Below are 15,752 nucleotides of genomic sequence, written 5' to 3' on the forward strand. Positions count from 1 at the left end.
GGAGCGCGATCCTGAAAAGGAGCGTGATCCGGAAAAGCGGATCCGGTTTTCGGAAAGGATCACGCTCAAACGAAGAAGCACGGCAGGTCAGGAAAAGATCAGCTTGCCGAATTTACCGGCGATCCTGAGCGCTGTCAGCCGGCCGCTTTGAAAGGCGCCGGTGTCGATGCCGAGCCTTCGCCCGTCAAGCCTGGGGATATCGACCGGCGTGTGCCCATGCACCACAAAGCGGTCGAGCAGATAGGCGGCGTTGAAGAACTCGTCGCGGATGTTGAGCAGGTCCTGCTCATCCTGTGCGACCAGGTCGATACCCGGCCTGATGCCGGCATGGACGAAAACGAATTTATCCGAACAGAGCAGCACCGGCAGGCTGCGCAGAAAGTCGATATGGCTGGCCGGAATGACTTCCTTCACGCGCCGGTCGACCTCGTCGCTCGAGGCATAGAGGCTGGCAAGCCGCGCCGGATCGACCCCATAGGAAAACAGCGTCTCGAGGCCGCCGACCGCCAGCCAGCGGTCCCGCGACAGATAGCCGTCGAGATAGTTCAGCATGGCCACTTCGTGGTTTCCCGCCAGGCAGACGCGCAGGAACTCTGTTGGCGGCAGCGCCAAGAGGTGGTCGAGCACGCGCGACGATTGCGGCCCGCGATCGATATAGTCGCCGAGCATGACGATAATCTTGCGGCCGCGAAATTGCAGCGCGTCGAGCTGGATCTTCTGCTCCAGCGACAGCAATTCCTTGTAGCAGCCATGCACGTCGCCGATCGCGTAGACGACGGTGTCGTCCATATCCATTTCCAGGCGCTCGCGCGGCGCCGGCCGGGGAGGTCTGGACCGCTGAAACAACGCCACTGGGGCCGTCAGACCCCGATGCCGCGGGCTTTGAGCGCCGCGGTGATCTCGTCAAGAATGGCGGGATCGTCGATTGTCGCCGGCATCGTCCATTCTTCCTTGTCGGCGATTTTCTGCATGGTGCCGCGCAGGATCTTGCCGGAGCGCGTCTTGGGCAGGCGCTTGATCGTCACCACGGTCTTGAAGGCCGCGACCGGGCCGATCCGTTCGCGCACCAGCCCCACCACTTCGCCTTCGATGGCAGCGGTATCGCGCGACACACCGGCATTGAGCACGACGAAGCCGAGCGGGACCTGGCCCTTCATAACGTCAGCGACGCCGATGACGGCGCATTCGGCAACATCGGGATGCGCTGAAAGCACCTCCTCCATGGCCCCGGTCGACAGCCGGTGTCCGGCGACATTGATGATGTCGTCTGTGCGCGCCATGACATAGAGGTAGCCGTCCTCGTCGATCATGCCGGCATCGGCCGTCTTGTAGAAGCCGGGAAATTCCTCGAGATAGGCTTGCCGGAAACGCTCGTCGGCATTCCACAGCGTCGGCAGGCAGCCGGCCGGCAGCGGCAGTTTCACCACCACATTGCCAAGTGTGCCGCGCGGCACTTCATGGCCGGCATCGTCGAGCACGCGAATGTCGTAGCCCGGCATCGGCACGCCGGGCGAGCCGTATTTCACCGGCAGCAGGCCGAGGCCCGCCGGGTTGATGGTCATCGGCGAGCCGGTCTCGGTCTGCCACCAATGATCGACCACCGGCACGTTGAGTTTCTGCTCCGCCCATTTGATGGTTTCCGGGTCTGCGCGTTCGCCGGCCAGGAACAGAGTGCGGAATTTCGACAGATCGTATTTCGGCACGAATTCGCCCTTGGGGTCCTGCCCCTTGATGGCGCGGAAGGCTGTCGGCGCGGTGAACAGCGCGACCACGCCGTGTTCGGCGATCACCCGCCAATAGGTGCCGGCGTCGGGTGTGCCGATCGGCTTGCCCTCGAACAGCACGCTTGTCGCACCATGCAGCAGCGGTCCGTAAACGATGTAGGAATGGCCGACCACCCAGCCGACATCGGAGGCCGCCCAGAACACTTCGCCCGGTCTGACGCCGAACTCGTTTTCCATCGTCCATTTGAGCGCGACCATGTGGCCGCCATTGTCGCGCACGATGCCCTTAGGCTGGCCGGTCGTGCCGGAGGTGTAGATGATGTAGAGCGGGTCGGTGGCGAGCACCGGAACGCAATCGACGTTGGCGCCCGCGGCGCGCTCGCGGGCAACGGCGTCGGCAAAATCGATATCGTAATGCTCCCTCAGATCGCAGCGCAGCTGGTCGCGCTGCAGGATCAGGCAGGCGTCCGGCTTGTGGCGGGACATTTCGATCGCCTTGTCGAGCAGCGGCTTGTAGGCCACGACACGTCCAGGCTCCAGGCCGCAGGACGCGGAGATGACCAGCTTCGGCTTGGCGTCGTCGATGCGGGTGGCGAGCTCGTGCGAGGCAAAGCCGCCGAACACCACCGAATGCACCGCGCCGATGCGGGCACAGGCAAGCATCGCGACCGCCGCTTCGGCCACCATCGGCATGTAGATGATGACGCGGTCGCCTTTGTGAATGCCGCGGTTCTTGAGCACCGAAGTCAGCGCTACCACTTCGCGCTTCAATTCGGCATAGGTGAATTTCTTGACCGTGCCGGTGATCGCGCTGTCGTAGATAAGTGCGATCTGGTCGGCGCGGCCGCTTGCGACATGGCGATCGAGAGCGTTGAAGCAGGTGTTGCAGCTGGCGCCGTTGAACCAGCGCCCGTAAACGCCCGCCTTGGCATCGAAGACGCTGGTCCACGGCGAATACCAGTCGATCGCCTCGGCGGCAGCGGCCCAGAATTGTTCCGGGTCGCGTTTCCAGCCGTCATAGACCTCGTGGTAGCGTGACGCCATTCATCCCTCCTCGGGAAAACTCTCTATCTTGCAATAGCCTATGCGGGTTTTCCCGGCCACGTCTTTCCCCAAATGCCATGTCTTTCCCGAAATTTGGGGCTTGGCCGATCTCGCCTTGGCCATAAATTGCAGGCACCATGGCCGGGTTTGAAATCGGGGCAGGGCGCGCAATGACGGTACGATACGGGGTTGGATCTGCCGTTGGAGCAGCGCTGCTGTTGACGATCGTTTCCGCCGCCCAGGCTGGCGATGCCGCCGCGCGGCGCATCATCGGCTTTTCCCCCGACGGCAAATATTTCGCCTTCGAGCAATATGGCGAGCTCGACGCTGCCGTTTCCGGCTGGTCGCAGATCGACATCATCGACACAAGCACAGACGAGTTCGTCGGCGGCAAGCCGATCCTTGTCCTCGATGAATCGGAAGAGGCGACCACGACGGTGGAGCAGGCACGGGCGCAGGCCGCAAAGCAGGCCGCGCCAATCCTGGCCAAATACGGCATCGCCGAGCGCGGCACGCGCACGGCCTCCGACAGGTTCACCTTCCCGGACGACACGGTCGAGTACAACGACATCCCCCGCCTCGAGCAGGCCGCGCAGAAATGGCTGTCGCCGTTCTATGGCGAAACACAGATTTCGACCATCCATCTCGATGAGATTTTGGCCGACAGCAAGACGGACTGCTCGGCAAGCTTTGATGACGCCAAGCCAAGCGACCAGGCTCTTCCGAGCGACAAGACACTTCAGGGCGAAAAGAAACTTCAAGGCACCAAGACGGGCAAGGCGCGCGGCTTCCGCCGGTCGCTGCAGGGGCAGGACGGCAAGCCGTTCAAGGTGCTGCACGAGGACAAGGCCGTGCCGGGCTCGCGCAACTGCCCGACTTCCTACAGCCTGTCGGAATCCTACGAATACACCCCGCCCGGCAGGCCGGCGGTAGTGGCGGTGCTGGTGCAGCGCTTCAGCCAGGGCTTCGAAGGACGCGACCGCCGCTTCATCGCCGTAACCGGCCATGCACGCTAAGCCGCGGCCCGTCTTGTGGCAGGCAGAAAAAGCTCATGCGCCCGGAGAAAGCAGGGCGTTCGTGTCGGATATCAGGTCTTAAAGCGGCAAGGCCGCCAGCATCAGCCCGACGCCACCCGCGATCAATATGGCGGCTGCCAATGCTTTTCGATGACGTTCGAACGCGGTCGGAGCCCGCTCCCAATTGTAACGCATACCCAATGCTCTCCCAAAACCCCGCGACTCCATAGCTTACTTTAGGTAAGAAAAGCAAGACCTTGACCCTGCGAGATAGCTGGCTTGACCGTTTGCGGCGGTGATTCCCAGCTGCAATCACCGACTATTTCTGGGGTGCTTCCCTGTTCTCAGGCTCTGAATGATGTGGAAGTTACCACAATCTGAAATTGGATGTCTCCATTAGGCTTCGGTTGCCTGTGTCGTGAGGATGGTGGCGTTGCCGGATTGCCACAGAACGGTCAGGCCGGCCTGTTCTCCCTCTCGTCCGCGCAATGGACAGACCCGCATCGCCGCGCTATCTGCTCTCCAGGAAAATGGTGGAGGGGCTCCATGGCCCAAATCGGTTCTGAAATGGTTCTGCGGCTGGCGGACGACGCCTCGGTCCAGCATGTCGGCGATGGCGCCGTCGTGCTCTTGGCGCGCAGCGGCCAGCTTTACACCTGCAACGGCACCACCGAAGCCTTTCTCGACAAGGTGGACGGCGCCCGCAGCCTTGACCAGATCGTCGTCCTGTTGTCTGACGAGTTCGAGGTCGACAAGGGCACGCTCGACCAGGACATGGCGGCGCTGGCCGCCGAACTGGTGAGCGAAGGCATTCTCGCCGACCCGGCTCCCTGATGGTGGACGGCGTTCTCCTGCGCGCTTTGTTTCGTGTCCATTTATGGGCAAGCGCGCGGCTGATGCCGATCCTGGTCGGCCGCCGCAGCTTCGAATCGGTGCTGAAATGGGCGCCGCTCAGCGCACCCACCCCTTATCGCGGCCTGTCGTCAGCCTACATTGTCGCTGCCGTCAACCGGACCGTTCGGCACCCCTGGCTGATGCGCGACCGCAGATGCCTGCGCGAGGGCCTGCTCGCCCACCGCTTCCTGCGCTTTGCCGGCTTCGATCCGGATCTGCGCTTCGGCGTCGATCCGAAGTCGATGCAGGCGCCGCGTATGTCTGCCCATTGCTGGGTCTGTCTCGATGGCCGCCCGGTGGTCTCGGACAGCCTCCCCGGCATGGTGCAGATCTATCGCCATCACGCCGATGCCGGAAAGGCGCACGCTGCTTGACCGGTCCGGCGACCACCTTCTGCTATGATCTCCAGGGCCAGGTCATCAGCATATCGGCCTCGCGGGCCGATCTCTGGCCGAGCTTCGACCTCTTGCTCGGCACGTTGCGCGTGAGCGGGCCGGTCGAGCCCGATTTCCGCGTCGACATCGTCGAGACGCGGGAGTTACCGGAATCGCCTGCCGGAAAACTCGCTTTCGACGGCGAGGTGCCGGAGGACGGCCATTGCCGGCTGATCGACGGTGGCGGCACCGTTCATCTGGTCTTTCCCGGCCTGCAGACCGTCTCGATCAATGCCGATGGAGGCTGGGCCGAGATACGAGTTCATCCCGATGCCAAGGTCAAATGGACGGTGCTGATGATGGTGCTGGATGCAGCACTTGATGCCGGCGACCAGCACATGCTGCACACCGCCGGCCTGACATTGCCCGGCCGCGAGGCGCTCGTGCTGATCTATGCGCCGAGCGGCACCGGCAAGTCGACGACGTCGCTGGCGCTGGCGTCGCAAGGTTTCGGCCTGTGCTCGGATGACGCCATGATCCTCAAGGTTTTGGCCGGTGGCGGCATCACGGCCTGGGGCTTGCCGCGCAAGGTGAAGGTCCACCGCCACACCGCGGCAATGCTGCCCTTCGTGGCCCCTTGCCTTGGCGACAAATGGGACGCCAATGGCGAGCAGGCCGTCTCGCTGGAACGTCTCGCCGAGATCATCCGCATCGAGGAAACTGTCGGCAGACCGGTTGCGGCACTGTTTCATCTCGCCCGCTCGGCGGACGCGCAAACCCGGCTCGTGCCCATGACCAGGACAGACGCCATGGTGGCGCTTGCCACCGACAATGTTAGGACCGGCATGACCGGCCTTTTGCCGGCGCAGAGGCGCCGCATGGCAACCATCGCAACGCTGGTCAAAGCCGTCCCGACATTTACCCTGGAAGTCGGCGCGAACCCGGCCGAGGCGGCCCCGCTGATCCGCTCGGCGCTGGCGGCGCGGGACTAAAGCACACTTCAGGCAGAATGCGGCTTTGGCCTGGCGAGGCGCTGGATCCAGCGGAAGGCGTCGCGGCGCAGGCGCGAATGCATCTTGTCCCTGGAATTGACGCCGAGCAGCGTATCGCCGGTGATCAGCCATTTGGCCAAAAATATCGAGAGGTCGGGCTTGATGCGGTCGGCCAGTTCGATCGCGCGCGGTGCATCAAACAGCCGCCCCGTCACATTGAGAACCGTCGCCAGCTCAAGCTCGATGCCGCTCATGCGCGCCGCCTCGAACAGCCGCTCCTCATCCGCGGGCGACCGCAGCGCGCGCACCCCCTGCAGCACATCGACGCAAAGCTGCAGCCGGTGGAACTTGTGCCCGCCCGCGGCATGGACAATGGCGATGGTCAGCAGCGCGGCCGGCGTGTCGGCCTCGCTGCCGTCGATGATCTGCAATTCGCGAAAGCCCAGCGACAGCCGCCGCCGCATGCCGGAATCATGCACCAGGTTGCCGTGCAGTTCGATCAGCAGGCTGGTATTCTCCTTCTCCAGCCACTTGAACTCCTGCAGATCCTGCGACTGCGCCTCGCCGCTCCAGAGCTCGAAGCCGCATCCGGCAATCACCGTGTTGGCTTCAATGATGCTGGCCGGCTCGACCAGAATGTCGATGTCGGTGAACGGCCGGTCAGCGGCGTGGCGGTAAAGTTTGCGTGCGAAGACCGGACCCTTGACGATGCGGGCCGGAACATTTTTCGCCGCCAATGCCTTCATGATGCGGTCGCCATGATATTGCAGCAGCATCGATTGGCCGGTCGCCAGCGTCGAGCGATCACGCAGTTCCGACAGCTTTTGCCGCAAGGCTGCGTCCGCAGGCAGTTGGGCGTCGCCGATCTCGCTGAGCTTGCGCAGCATGATCGGCAGCACGCCGTGGAACTCGGCATTGGCGAGCAGTGCCAGCAAGCTTTCGGCAGCAACGTCACGGCCAATGGCAACCGTCGCCTCCGGGTCGGCGAAGGTCAGCAGCAGTTTTTCATCGGCAGGCGCAAGAGATGGCAGCATCAAACCCGGATTGCGTTCGCCCACATCAGCAATTCCCGTCCGGAATTGCGTCAAACAACCAACTCAGAGGAGCGTATGTTGCAGAAAAGCATGCATGAAGCCAGCGTGTGGTGGCAGAACCAGCTCATGAATTGACTTTCCACGGTTTCGGTCCATTCTTTTGCACTTGACTGAAAAGGGTGTTTGGAATGGCCAAGAAAAACTATGAAGCGCCCGTGCTGCGCAAGGCAGGAAAGTTGTCCAGCGTGGTGGCCGGGCCGTCGCTGCCGATACCGCGATAAGACTTCTACGGCTTCGGTTTGGATGAAGCCGGAGCGGTCGGCCGCAAGGCAAGCCGCGCTGCAGGCGGGCAATCTGTCGGCGTGACTGCGGGTAACGGTCCGTCCGGTCCCGCAGGCTAAGGCAAGTTCATAAGCCGCCTGTTCGGGATATGGGCAAGGCCCCTCCGTTACAGTCCCCAGCGCAGCGCGGCTGTGTGCACCGGCGCGTCCCACATTGACGTTGCCTCGTCATCCAGCATGGTCAGCGTGATCGAGCAGCCGGCCATGTCGAGCGATGTCACGTAGGACCCGACCAGCGAGCGGGTCACCGTCACGCCCTGTTTTTCGAAGATGTTTCGGGCGCTGTTGTACATCAGATAGAGCTCCATCAGCGGCGTGCCGCCAAAGCCGTTGATGAACAACAGTGCCGGGCCTTTCGCCCTGTCGCCGAGATCGCCCAGGATCGCGGCGCAAATCTCTTCGGCGATCGCATCGGCGCTTTTCAACGTGTCGCGACGCCGGCCGGGCTCGCCATGAATGCCGACGCCGAATTCCATCTCGCCATCGCCAATCTCGAAGGTCGGCCTGCCGGCCGCCGGCACCGTGCAACTGGTCAGCGCCACGCCCATCGAACGCGTCGCGCTGTTGATGCGACCGCCGAGCGCCTTGAGATCCGCCAGCGCCATGCCTTGCTCGGCGGCGGCGCCGACGATCTTCTCCACCACCAGCGTGCCGGCGACGCCGCGCCGGCCGGTCGTAAAGGACGAATTCTCGACGGCGACGTCATCATTGATCACCACCTGCAGGACGCCGTCGGCCATTTCGCCGGCCATGTCGAAATTCATCACGTCGCCTTCATAGTTCTTGACGATGAACAGGCAGCCGGCGCCGGTATCGACGGCGGCGGCCGCCGCCAGTATCTGGTCCGGCGTTGGCGAGGTGAAGACCTGGCCGGGGCAGGCGGCGTCCAGCATGCCGTGACCGACAAAGCCGGCATGCAACGGCTCGTGGCCGGAACCGCCGCCCGAGATCAGCGCCACCTTCCCCGGCTTCATCACCTTGCGGCGAATGAATTTGTGCTCCTCGCCCAGCACCAGGATGTCGGCATGAGCTGCAACGAAGCCGTTGAGGCTTTCGGTCAGCACCGTGTCGACGGAATTCATAAACTTCTTCATGTGTCCTCCCGACACAACACGATCAGCCACCACTCCTGCCGGTGATGCTGGTGATCTTCTGGATGAATTCGTTGATCGCCTTGTCGAGCGCTGCATTCTGCTTGTCGTCGCCGAAATCGGGCACGATCAGCGAGACATGCCGGGTCTTGCGCATGCCTGCCGCAACCGACATCTTGCCGGGATGCGCCAGATGATAGGCAGCCAGAAACTGATCGCGCTCGGCCGGACTGAAATGGCAGACCGAAAAAATAGCCGGCAGATGTTTTGACGGGATCGGGGTCGAATAGGCCGCGCTGGAAATCTGGGTGACGAAGCTGCGGTGCTTGCCAAGCGCGTCGGCAAGGCGTTGTCGCATACCCGACGGTCGCTGGTCGATGACCTGCGACAGGATCGTCTTGTAGGCGCGGATCGCCTCTTCGGAGCCGGCTTCTGGTGTCTTGTCGGCCATCTCAGTCATCCTAGACCGATGCATCCGAGATGGCCGCCTTGGCCATGGCGAGTTGGGCGGGAGCCACCGAGAGATCCCGCAGGCCGGCCTCGAGCAGTGCCGGGATCGATGCCGGATCGCCGCCGGCATCGCCGCACAGGCTGACTGGGATTTTCGCGCGCAGGCCAAAAGCGGCAACCGAGCCGATCAGCCGCAACACGGCGGGATGGCGGACAGAATTAAGATGCGCCACGGCTGCGTTATCGCGGGCAGCCGCCATTACATATTGGGTCAGATCGTTCGAACCGATCGAGAAGAAGGCGACATCGGCGAACGCCTCCGGCGCGATCGCCACCGAAGGCACCTCGACCATGATGCCGAGCGGCGGCATTTTTTGCGCGATGCCGCGCGCGGCAAGCCCGGCCTGCTCCTCCACGAACAGAGCGGCGGCGCGTTGGTATTCCTCCGCGACGGCGATCATCGGAAACATCACCTTCAGATTGCCGTGCACCGCCGCGCGCAGCAGCGCCCGGATCTGTACGCGAAACACCTCCGGCCTTGCCAGCGACAGCCTGATGCCACGCAGCCCGAGGAACGGGTTGCTCTCCTCGACGGTGAAGCCCGGCACCGGCTTGTCGCCGCCGGCGTCGACGGTACGGATGGTCACCGGCTTGTCGCCTGCCCATTCCAGCACCTTGCGATAGGCCTGGTATTGCGTCTCCTCGTCCGGCGGCGCCTTGCCGAACAGGAATTCGGTGCGCATCAGCCCGACCCCGTCGCAGGTCGAAATGTCGATGCCGTCGACCTCGGACGGATCGGCGATGTTGACCTGCACGCGCACTGTCGTCCCGGCCCGGGTTACCGCCGGTTTCGCGAGATAGACTCCGGCCTTGTCTCGATGTGCCACAAACGAGGACGAGGACCGGTGGAACGCTTCGATCTCGGTCGTGGTCGGCGAAAGCACGATACCGCCATGCTCCGCATCGAGCAGAGCCAGACCGACGGGATTAGCCGGCGAAGCGCCAAGCCCCACCACCATCGGCACGCCGCGCGAGCGCGCCAGCATGGCGACGTGGCTGGCGGCGCTGCCGGCCCTCAGCGCGATGCCGCCGCCGGTGCTCCAGTCGGTCTCGAGAAAGCGCGTCGGCGCGATGTCCTCGCCATAGAGAATGGCGCCCGCTGGTGGAGCGCTCTCCTGCTCCTCGGTAAGGGCGCGCAGCACGCGGTCGCGGATATCGCTGATATCGGCGGCGCGAGCCCGGAAATAGTCCTGGTCTGACGTTTCGTAGCCGGAGATCTCGGCGTCCAGCGCCTGTCGCCAGGCCATGTCAGCCGGCATGCCGGACGCGATCGCGGCAAAAGCCGGGCCGGTCAGGGCATCGTCCTCAAGCATGGCGAGCTGGAATTCGAGAATGCCGGCGGCCTCCTCATCGGCGGTTTCAATCAGGGTCGCGAGCCGGTCAGCCGAACTGGCGATAGCTGCTTCCAATGCAGCCTTTTCCTCGCCGGCTGTCGCCTTCCGTGAGTAGTGCGCGGTGCCGTTGTCGAGATTGAACAGCGGCCCCTCGGCGTAGCCGGCGGAGGCCGAAATGCCTTGCAGCCTAAGCGGTTCGGGCATGGCCCGCGCCTTCGTCGAAATCGCGCCGCACCAGCTCGACCAGCGCTCTCACGGCATCATCGGCGCCGTCGCCTGTGGCCCGGATGTGCAGCATGGTGCCTTTCGGCGCCCTGGCCGCCATCACCTTGACGATGCTCTTGGCGTCGAACCATGGGCCGTTGGCAGAAAGCGCAATCTCCACCTCGGCCGCAAAGCTCTTGGCAAGCTTGGTGAACTTCACCGAAGGGCGCGCATGCAGACCCACCTCGTGGGTGATCAGGACGGTCGCTTCGGCAAAGGCGGACATCAGGTCAAAATTCCCGTTCACTCACGACGGCGACAATTCATGCGCCGTCGCCACCACTTCCTTCAGCGAGGCGCCGCCGGAGGACTCGGTCGCCGCCATCACCGCGCCTTCGACGATCGGCGCGTTGCAGACGATGATCTTCTGCGCCCGCGGCTCGCCGATCATTTCCACCGCCATTTCCGAATTGGTCTCGGCGCCGCCGAGATCGACCAGTATGGCGACGCCCGCCTCCGACCACGCCTTGTCGATGGCGCCTATGATCGCTTCGACGCTGGTGCCGAGCCCGCCATGGCCGTTTCCGCCGCACCATGCAAGCGGCACTTCGTCGCCCACCATCTGCCGCACCATGTCGGCCGTGCCTTCGGCAACCAGCGGGGAATGCGAGACGATGACGATGCCGACATTGCTCATGCTTGGCCCTCGACGGTTTCGGCGACGGTCCGCACCAGCAGCGCCACAGAGCGTCCGCCGGCATCCATATGACCGATTGAGCGGTCGCCGAGGAATGAGGCGCGACCGCGTGTTGCCTTCATCGGCACGGTCGCCTCGGCAGCCATGTCGGCGATATCTGCAATTTCCATGGCCGTCTTTCCTTCGACCAACGCGTCCTGCACAGGTTGCAGCACATCGAGCATGGTCTTTTGACCGACCTGGGATTTGCCTCTGGCGGCCACAGCTTCGATTGCCTTGCCGAAAGCAGCCGCCAGATTGGCACGATCCGGCTCTCCCGAAATCTCCTTGCCCAGCGCCAGGAACAATGTACCGAAGAGCGGCCCGGATGCACCGCCAACCGTCATCACCAGCTTGGTGCCGATCGCCTTCAGCGCCTCGGGCAGCGGCTTTGCAGCGAACGCCCCGGCATCGGCGCGCACAGCCTCGAAGCCGCGCTTCATGTTCAGCCCATGGTCACCGTCGCCGATCGCCTGGTCGAGCGCGGTCAACTCTTCCGAGTGAGCGGCGATCGTGTCCGCGGCGGCGGTGATCAGCCTGGCAAGGTCGAACGCTGCCATGTCCAGATTCCCGGTTTCGATCCTGCCGGCAGTATCGCAAGAGTTGTCATTCGACAATCGAAGCATGCCGTCAGGCCGCTGCATGCAGCGCGGCGGCGGCCGCGAACACTTCGGCCACGGCATGGGCGCCAGGGTCGACTACGCCTTGCAATTTGGCGCCGACATAGGCGGAGCGTCCGGCCTTCGCCTTCTCCATGGCAGCGGTCGCCTCGGCGCCGTGCCGTGCCGCTGTAGCCGCGGCATCCAGCCCCTTGGCATCGAGCGCCTTCAGCGCCGGCTCCAAGGCATCGACCATGGTGCGGTCGCCGACCCTGGCGCCACCGTAAAAAGTAATGCGGTCAAGCCCGGCAAGCAGCGCCTTGGACAGGGTTGCTCCGCCGTTCGAAGCCTGAGCCGCCGCCGTGAAGAAGATCGACAGCAAGACGCCTGAGGAGCCGCCCATTGCGACGCCCAGACTATCGCCTATAGCCGCAAGTGTGGCGGCAGGGTCGGCCAGCGGCAGCGCATCGAGCCGTTCCAGCACGCTGCGCGCGCCGGTCGCAACCGTCGAACCGGTATCGCCGTCGCCCGCCTTGGCGTCGAGCCCGTTCAGTGTCTCTTCGAGCGCGATCAGCCGTTCGCAGACCGTGACGATCAAACGCCTGGTACCGGGATCCTGACTGGCCTTTTGGGCTGCGCTGTTTCCAGCCGCTTTCGCCATAGGCACGATAGCCGGCGCGACGACGGTTTTGGCCGGCATCCAGGCATGTGGGCCGACAGGCGCCAGCAAGCCTGCCTCGCGCGCCGCATCGAGCTTGATCAGCGACAGCGAAAAGCCGTTCATGTTGAGCGCCGTCATCAGCGGTCCGGGGCCGATCGCAAGTTTGACGGTTTTGGCCAGCGGCGAGGCCAGCACGGCATTGGCGACCAGCGACATTTCAAGCGGCGGCACCGAGCCGAGATTGTTGATGATCAACGCGTGGCTGGCGTTCGGGTCGAGCCGCGCGGCCAGCCGCTCCGCCATGATCGCCACAAGTCTGTCGGCGCTCTGCACGGCGATGCGCTCGACGCCCGGCTCGCCATGGATGCCGAGGCCGAGTTCGCCGTCATTTTCGCCGAACCGCTCTTCATGTGGCTGGCCGGGGATCGAGCAGGACGACAGCGACATGCCGAGCGAGATGATGTCCTTCGCCGCCGCGCGAGCCGCTGTCGCGATCGCTGTCAGACCGCTTCCCGTCTCCGACAAATGGCCTGATATCTTGTGCACGAACAAGGTGCCGGCGACGCCGCGCGGCTGGTTGATATCGGGCAAGGCAATGTCGTCGGCGACGATCGCCATCTCGACGCAAAACCCCTCGGCGCGCGCCTTCTCGGCCGCGAGGCCGAAATTGAGGCGGTCGCCGGTGTAGTTCTTGACGATCAGCAGGCAGCCAGCCGGGCCGGTCACCGCGCGAATGGCCGCCAGGACCGCCTCGACGCTGGGCGAGGCAAATATCTCGCCCGAGACCGCCGCCGTCAGCATGCCCTTGCCGACAAACCCGGCATGCGACGGCTCGTGCCCGGCACCGCCGCCGGAGACGACGGCAACCTTTGCCTTGTCCCAGTCGGCGCGCAGCACGACCTTGATCTCGGGATAGCCGTCGAGGCGGGCGAGATCGCCGGAACCGATAGTCCGCAACAGCCCGTCCAGCGCCTCGGTGACGATCGTTTCCCTGCGGTTGAAAAAGTGCTTCATCGAATTCGTCCTGTATTCGTCAATCAGAAGCCGGTGCCGTGCCCTTGGCGAGACACCGAAAACCTCACATCAGTCTTTGTCCGTCGGCGCCGAAATAAAGTGGCGAGCGGTAGCGGATCACCACTTTGTCGCCCTCGGCCAGATCCGTATCGGGGTCGGTGAGCGTCACCAGTTTCTTCGGGCCGACCGTAACATGCAGATGGTTCTGGTCCCCGAGATGTTCGACCCAGTCGACGACGCCGTCGGCATGGCCGCTTGCGGTCTTCTCGATCGACAGATGCTCGGTGCGCGCGCCGATGGTCTTGGTTCCGGTCGGCGCCCCACCATCAGGCAGCAGCCCGGCCGGCAGCAGGTTGATCGCCGGCTGGCCGAGGCGGGCCGCGACATGAAGGTTGGCCGGCTCCGAATAGATTGTGCGCGGCGTGCCGATCTGCACCAGCACGCCGTCATTGAGGATGCCGATGCGATCGGCCATGGTCATCGCCTCGATCTGGTCGTGCGTGACATAGAGCATGGTGGCGCCGAGTTCGGCCTGGATGCGCTTGAGTTCGAGCCTGAGATCGGCGCGCAATTTGGCATCCAGCGACGACAGCGGTTCGTCCATCAGATAGATCGACGGTTTGCGCACCAACGCTCGGCCGATGGCGACGCGCTGCATCTCGCCGCCCGACAGCTTGGTCGAGCGGTTGGCGAGCTTGTGGTGGATGCGCACCATCTTTGCCACCTCTTCGACGCGGCGGCGAATCTGGTCCTCCGGTACTTTCCGCGCCGGCGAGCGCAGCGGGAAGGCGAGGTTGTCGTAGACTGACAGATGCGGGTAGAGCGAATATTGCTGGAAGACGAAAGCGGTGTCGCGCTCGGCCGGCGACAGCGTCGTCGCATCGTGGCCGCCAATATCGATCCTGCCGCCATCCGGCCGCTCCAGTCCGGCGATCAATCTCAGCGTCGTCGTCTTGCCGGCGCCGGTCGGGCCGAGCAGCACGACGAATTCGCCATCGGCGATGTTGAGGTCGAGGCCATTGACGGCGACATGATCGCCGAAGCTTTTGGTCACGCCCTTGATGTGCACGTCAGCCATGCTGCGCTCTCCCTTGAGAGGCGGTATCGTGGATCGCGGTGCGCACCGCCCGACCCGAGCCCTTGTCGAACAGCGACAGCCGCGCGCTGTTCAACGTCAGCCCGACATGATCGCCGGCAGCGAGCCGGATTTCGGCCGGCACCCGCGCCTTGATGATGCCGTCCGCCGTCTCCACCGCCACGATCTGCGTCGTGCCGAGATATTCGGTGCCGTAGATGGCGCCGCGCAGTTTCGACGCATCGTCGAAACGGATGTGCTCGGGACGGATGCCGAGCGCCATGTCGGCGGGCGCAATTTCCTCGCGCACTTCCGGCACCGCCACCTTGGCGCCCTGGACGACGATTTCCTTCGCCCCCTTCGCCAGCCCGCCACCGAAGCCCAGGAAATTCATCGGCGGCGAGCCGATGAAGTCGGCGACGAACATGGTTGCCGGGCGGTCGTAGATTTCGCGCGGGCTGCCGAACTGTTCGATGACGCCATGGTTCATGACGGCGATCTTGTCGGCCATCGACATCGCTTCCATCTGGTCGTGCGTGACATAGACGGTGGTGGCGTGGATGCGGTTGTGCAGCTCGCGCAGCTCATGCACCATCAGATCGCGGAATTCGGTGTCGAGCGTGCCGAGCGGCTCGTCCATCAGAAAACACTTTGGCCGTCGCACGATGGCGCGGCCGAGCGCGACCCGCTGGCGGTCGCCGCCGGCAAGCCCTGAGACCGATTTGTTGAGCAGGTGGTCGATGCGCAGCAGCTTCGCCGTTTCCTCGACACGGCTTCGAATCTCGGCCGACGGCATGCCTTGCGCGAGAAGCGGGAAGCCGATGTTCTTGCGCACATTCATATGCGGATAGAGCGCGAAAAGCTGGAAGACGAAGGCGATGTCGCGTTCGCGCGCCCGGCGCATGGTGACATCCTCGCCGCCGAGCAGGATCTGGCCGCCCGTCGGCAGTTCCAGCCCGGCGATCATGCGCAGCGTCGTCGTCTTGCCGCAGCCCGACGGGCCAAGCATGACGAAGAACTCGCCATCCTCGACGATGAAGCTGGAATCCTGCACGGCGACGAAATCGCCGAAGGCCTTTCTCAAATGTTGGACGCGGATTTCGGCCATG

The 15,752-nt window shown here is 64.0% G+C and carries 16 protein-coding genes; 4 read left to right on the plus strand and 12 right to left on the minus strand.

The window, feature by feature from the left end; genetic code table 11:
- Window positions 1-87 precede the first annotated feature (87 nt).
- Together AC3EMP_RS06795 and AC3EMP_RS06800 are read right to left on the minus strand one after the other, a co-directional pair.
- Complete coding sequence (locus AC3EMP_RS06795; RefSeq protein WP_245261950.1) at window positions 88-789, minus strand: metallophosphoesterase family protein; 702 nt, start codon at window positions 787-789, stop codon at window positions 88-90.
- Window positions 790-860: 71 nt separating this feature from the next.
- Window positions 861-2,768 carry a propionyl-CoA synthetase gene (locus tag AC3EMP_RS06800; RefSeq protein WP_352710282.1) on the minus strand — a complete coding sequence of 636 codons (1,908 nt, stop codon included), beginning with the start codon at window positions 2,766-2,768 and terminating at the stop codon, window positions 861-863.
- Window positions 2,769-2,986: 218 nt separating this feature from the next.
- Here AC3EMP_RS06800 and AC3EMP_RS06805 point away from each other — a divergent pair, with 218 nt between their 5' ends.
- The 4 genes from AC3EMP_RS06805 (at window position 2,987) to AC3EMP_RS06820 (ending at window position 6,044) form a co-directional block, all read left to right on the plus strand.
- The gene (locus AC3EMP_RS06805) at window positions 2,987-3,784 is read left to right on the plus strand and encodes a DUF2259 domain-containing protein (protein WP_245261948.1); all 798 of its coding nucleotides are present in this window, start codon (window positions 2,987-2,989) and stop codon (window positions 3,782-3,784) included.
- Between the two features lie 546 nt (window positions 3,785-4,330).
- On the plus strand, window positions 4,331-4,618 hold the full coding sequence (locus AC3EMP_RS06810; protein ID WP_023684213.1) for a PqqD family protein: 288 nt from the start codon (window positions 4,331-4,333) through the stop codon (window positions 4,616-4,618).
- Window positions 4,618-5,052: a lasso peptide biosynthesis B2 protein gene (locus AC3EMP_RS06815; protein WP_023745211.1), complete on the plus strand. Its 435-nt coding sequence runs from the start codon at window positions 4,618-4,620 to the stop codon at window positions 5,050-5,052. Before AC3EMP_RS06810 ends, AC3EMP_RS06815 begins: the two co-directional genes overlap by 1 nt.
- Complete coding sequence (locus AC3EMP_RS06820; protein WP_023752392.1) at window positions 5,049-6,044, plus strand: phosphoenolpyruvate carboxykinase (ATP); 996 nt, start codon at window positions 5,049-5,051, stop codon at window positions 6,042-6,044. Before AC3EMP_RS06815 ends, AC3EMP_RS06820 begins: the two co-directional genes overlap by 4 nt.
- Window positions 6,045-6,052: 8 nt before the next feature.
- Here the strand turns inward: AC3EMP_RS06820 and AC3EMP_RS06825 are convergent, their stop codons facing one another.
- From AC3EMP_RS06825 to AC3EMP_RS06870, 10 genes are all read right to left on the minus strand, one after another.
- Window positions 6,053-7,078, minus strand: coding sequence for a nucleotidyltransferase family protein (locus AC3EMP_RS06825; RefSeq protein WP_023752391.1), 1,026 nt, complete (start codon window positions 7,076-7,078; stop codon window positions 6,053-6,055).
- A 448-nt stretch (window positions 7,079-7,526) separates the two neighbouring features.
- The gene (gene dhaK, locus AC3EMP_RS06830) at window positions 7,527-8,513 is read right to left on the minus strand and encodes a dihydroxyacetone kinase subunit DhaK (protein ID WP_023668785.1); all 987 of its coding nucleotides are present in this window, start codon (window positions 8,511-8,513) and stop codon (window positions 7,527-7,529) included.
- Between the two features lie 22 nt (window positions 8,514-8,535).
- Window positions 8,536-8,961 (minus strand): hypothetical protein, encoded by a 426-nt coding sequence (locus AC3EMP_RS06835; RefSeq protein WP_023668784.1) that lies wholly within the window; start codon window positions 8,959-8,961, stop codon window positions 8,536-8,538.
- 10 nt (window positions 8,962-8,971) lie between these two features.
- A complete protein-coding gene (gene ptsP, locus AC3EMP_RS06840; RefSeq protein WP_023702322.1) occupies window positions 8,972-10,558 on the minus strand; it encodes a phosphoenolpyruvate--protein phosphotransferase in 1,587 nt (528 codons plus the stop codon).
- Complete coding sequence (locus AC3EMP_RS06845; RefSeq protein WP_023729629.1) at window positions 10,542-10,844, minus strand: HPr family phosphocarrier protein; 303 nt, start codon at window positions 10,842-10,844, stop codon at window positions 10,542-10,544. The genes ptsP and AC3EMP_RS06845 overlap by 17 nt, the downstream gene beginning before the upstream one ends.
- 21 nt (window positions 10,845-10,865) lie before the next feature.
- Window positions 10,866-11,255 (minus strand): dihydroxyacetone kinase phosphoryl donor subunit DhaM, encoded by a 390-nt coding sequence (dhaM, locus tag AC3EMP_RS06850; RefSeq protein WP_023668781.1) that lies wholly within the window; start codon window positions 11,253-11,255, stop codon window positions 10,866-10,868.
- A complete protein-coding gene (dhaL, locus tag AC3EMP_RS06855; RefSeq protein ID WP_352597303.1) occupies window positions 11,252-11,854 on the minus strand; it encodes a dihydroxyacetone kinase subunit DhaL in 603 nt (200 codons plus the stop codon). The genes dhaM and dhaL overlap by 4 nt, the downstream gene beginning before the upstream one ends.
- Before the next feature lie 70 nt (window positions 11,855-11,924).
- Window positions 11,925-13,568: a dihydroxyacetone kinase subunit DhaK gene (locus AC3EMP_RS06860; protein WP_352597302.1), complete on the minus strand. Its 1,644-nt coding sequence runs from the start codon at window positions 13,566-13,568 to the stop codon at window positions 11,925-11,927.
- 64 nt (window positions 13,569-13,632) lie between these two features.
- Window positions 13,633-14,646, minus strand: a complete 1,014-nt coding sequence (locus tag AC3EMP_RS06865; protein WP_023816344.1) for an ABC transporter ATP-binding protein — start codon at window positions 14,644-14,646, stop codon at window positions 13,633-13,635.
- Window positions 14,639-15,751, minus strand: coding sequence for an ABC transporter ATP-binding protein (locus AC3EMP_RS06870; RefSeq protein ID WP_023816343.1), 1,113 nt, complete (start codon window positions 15,749-15,751; stop codon window positions 14,639-14,641). The genes AC3EMP_RS06865 and AC3EMP_RS06870 overlap by 8 nt, the downstream gene beginning before the upstream one ends.
- Window position 15,752 lies beyond the last annotated feature (1 nt).

This window comes from Mesorhizobium sp. P160219 (genome assembly GCF_057786095.1).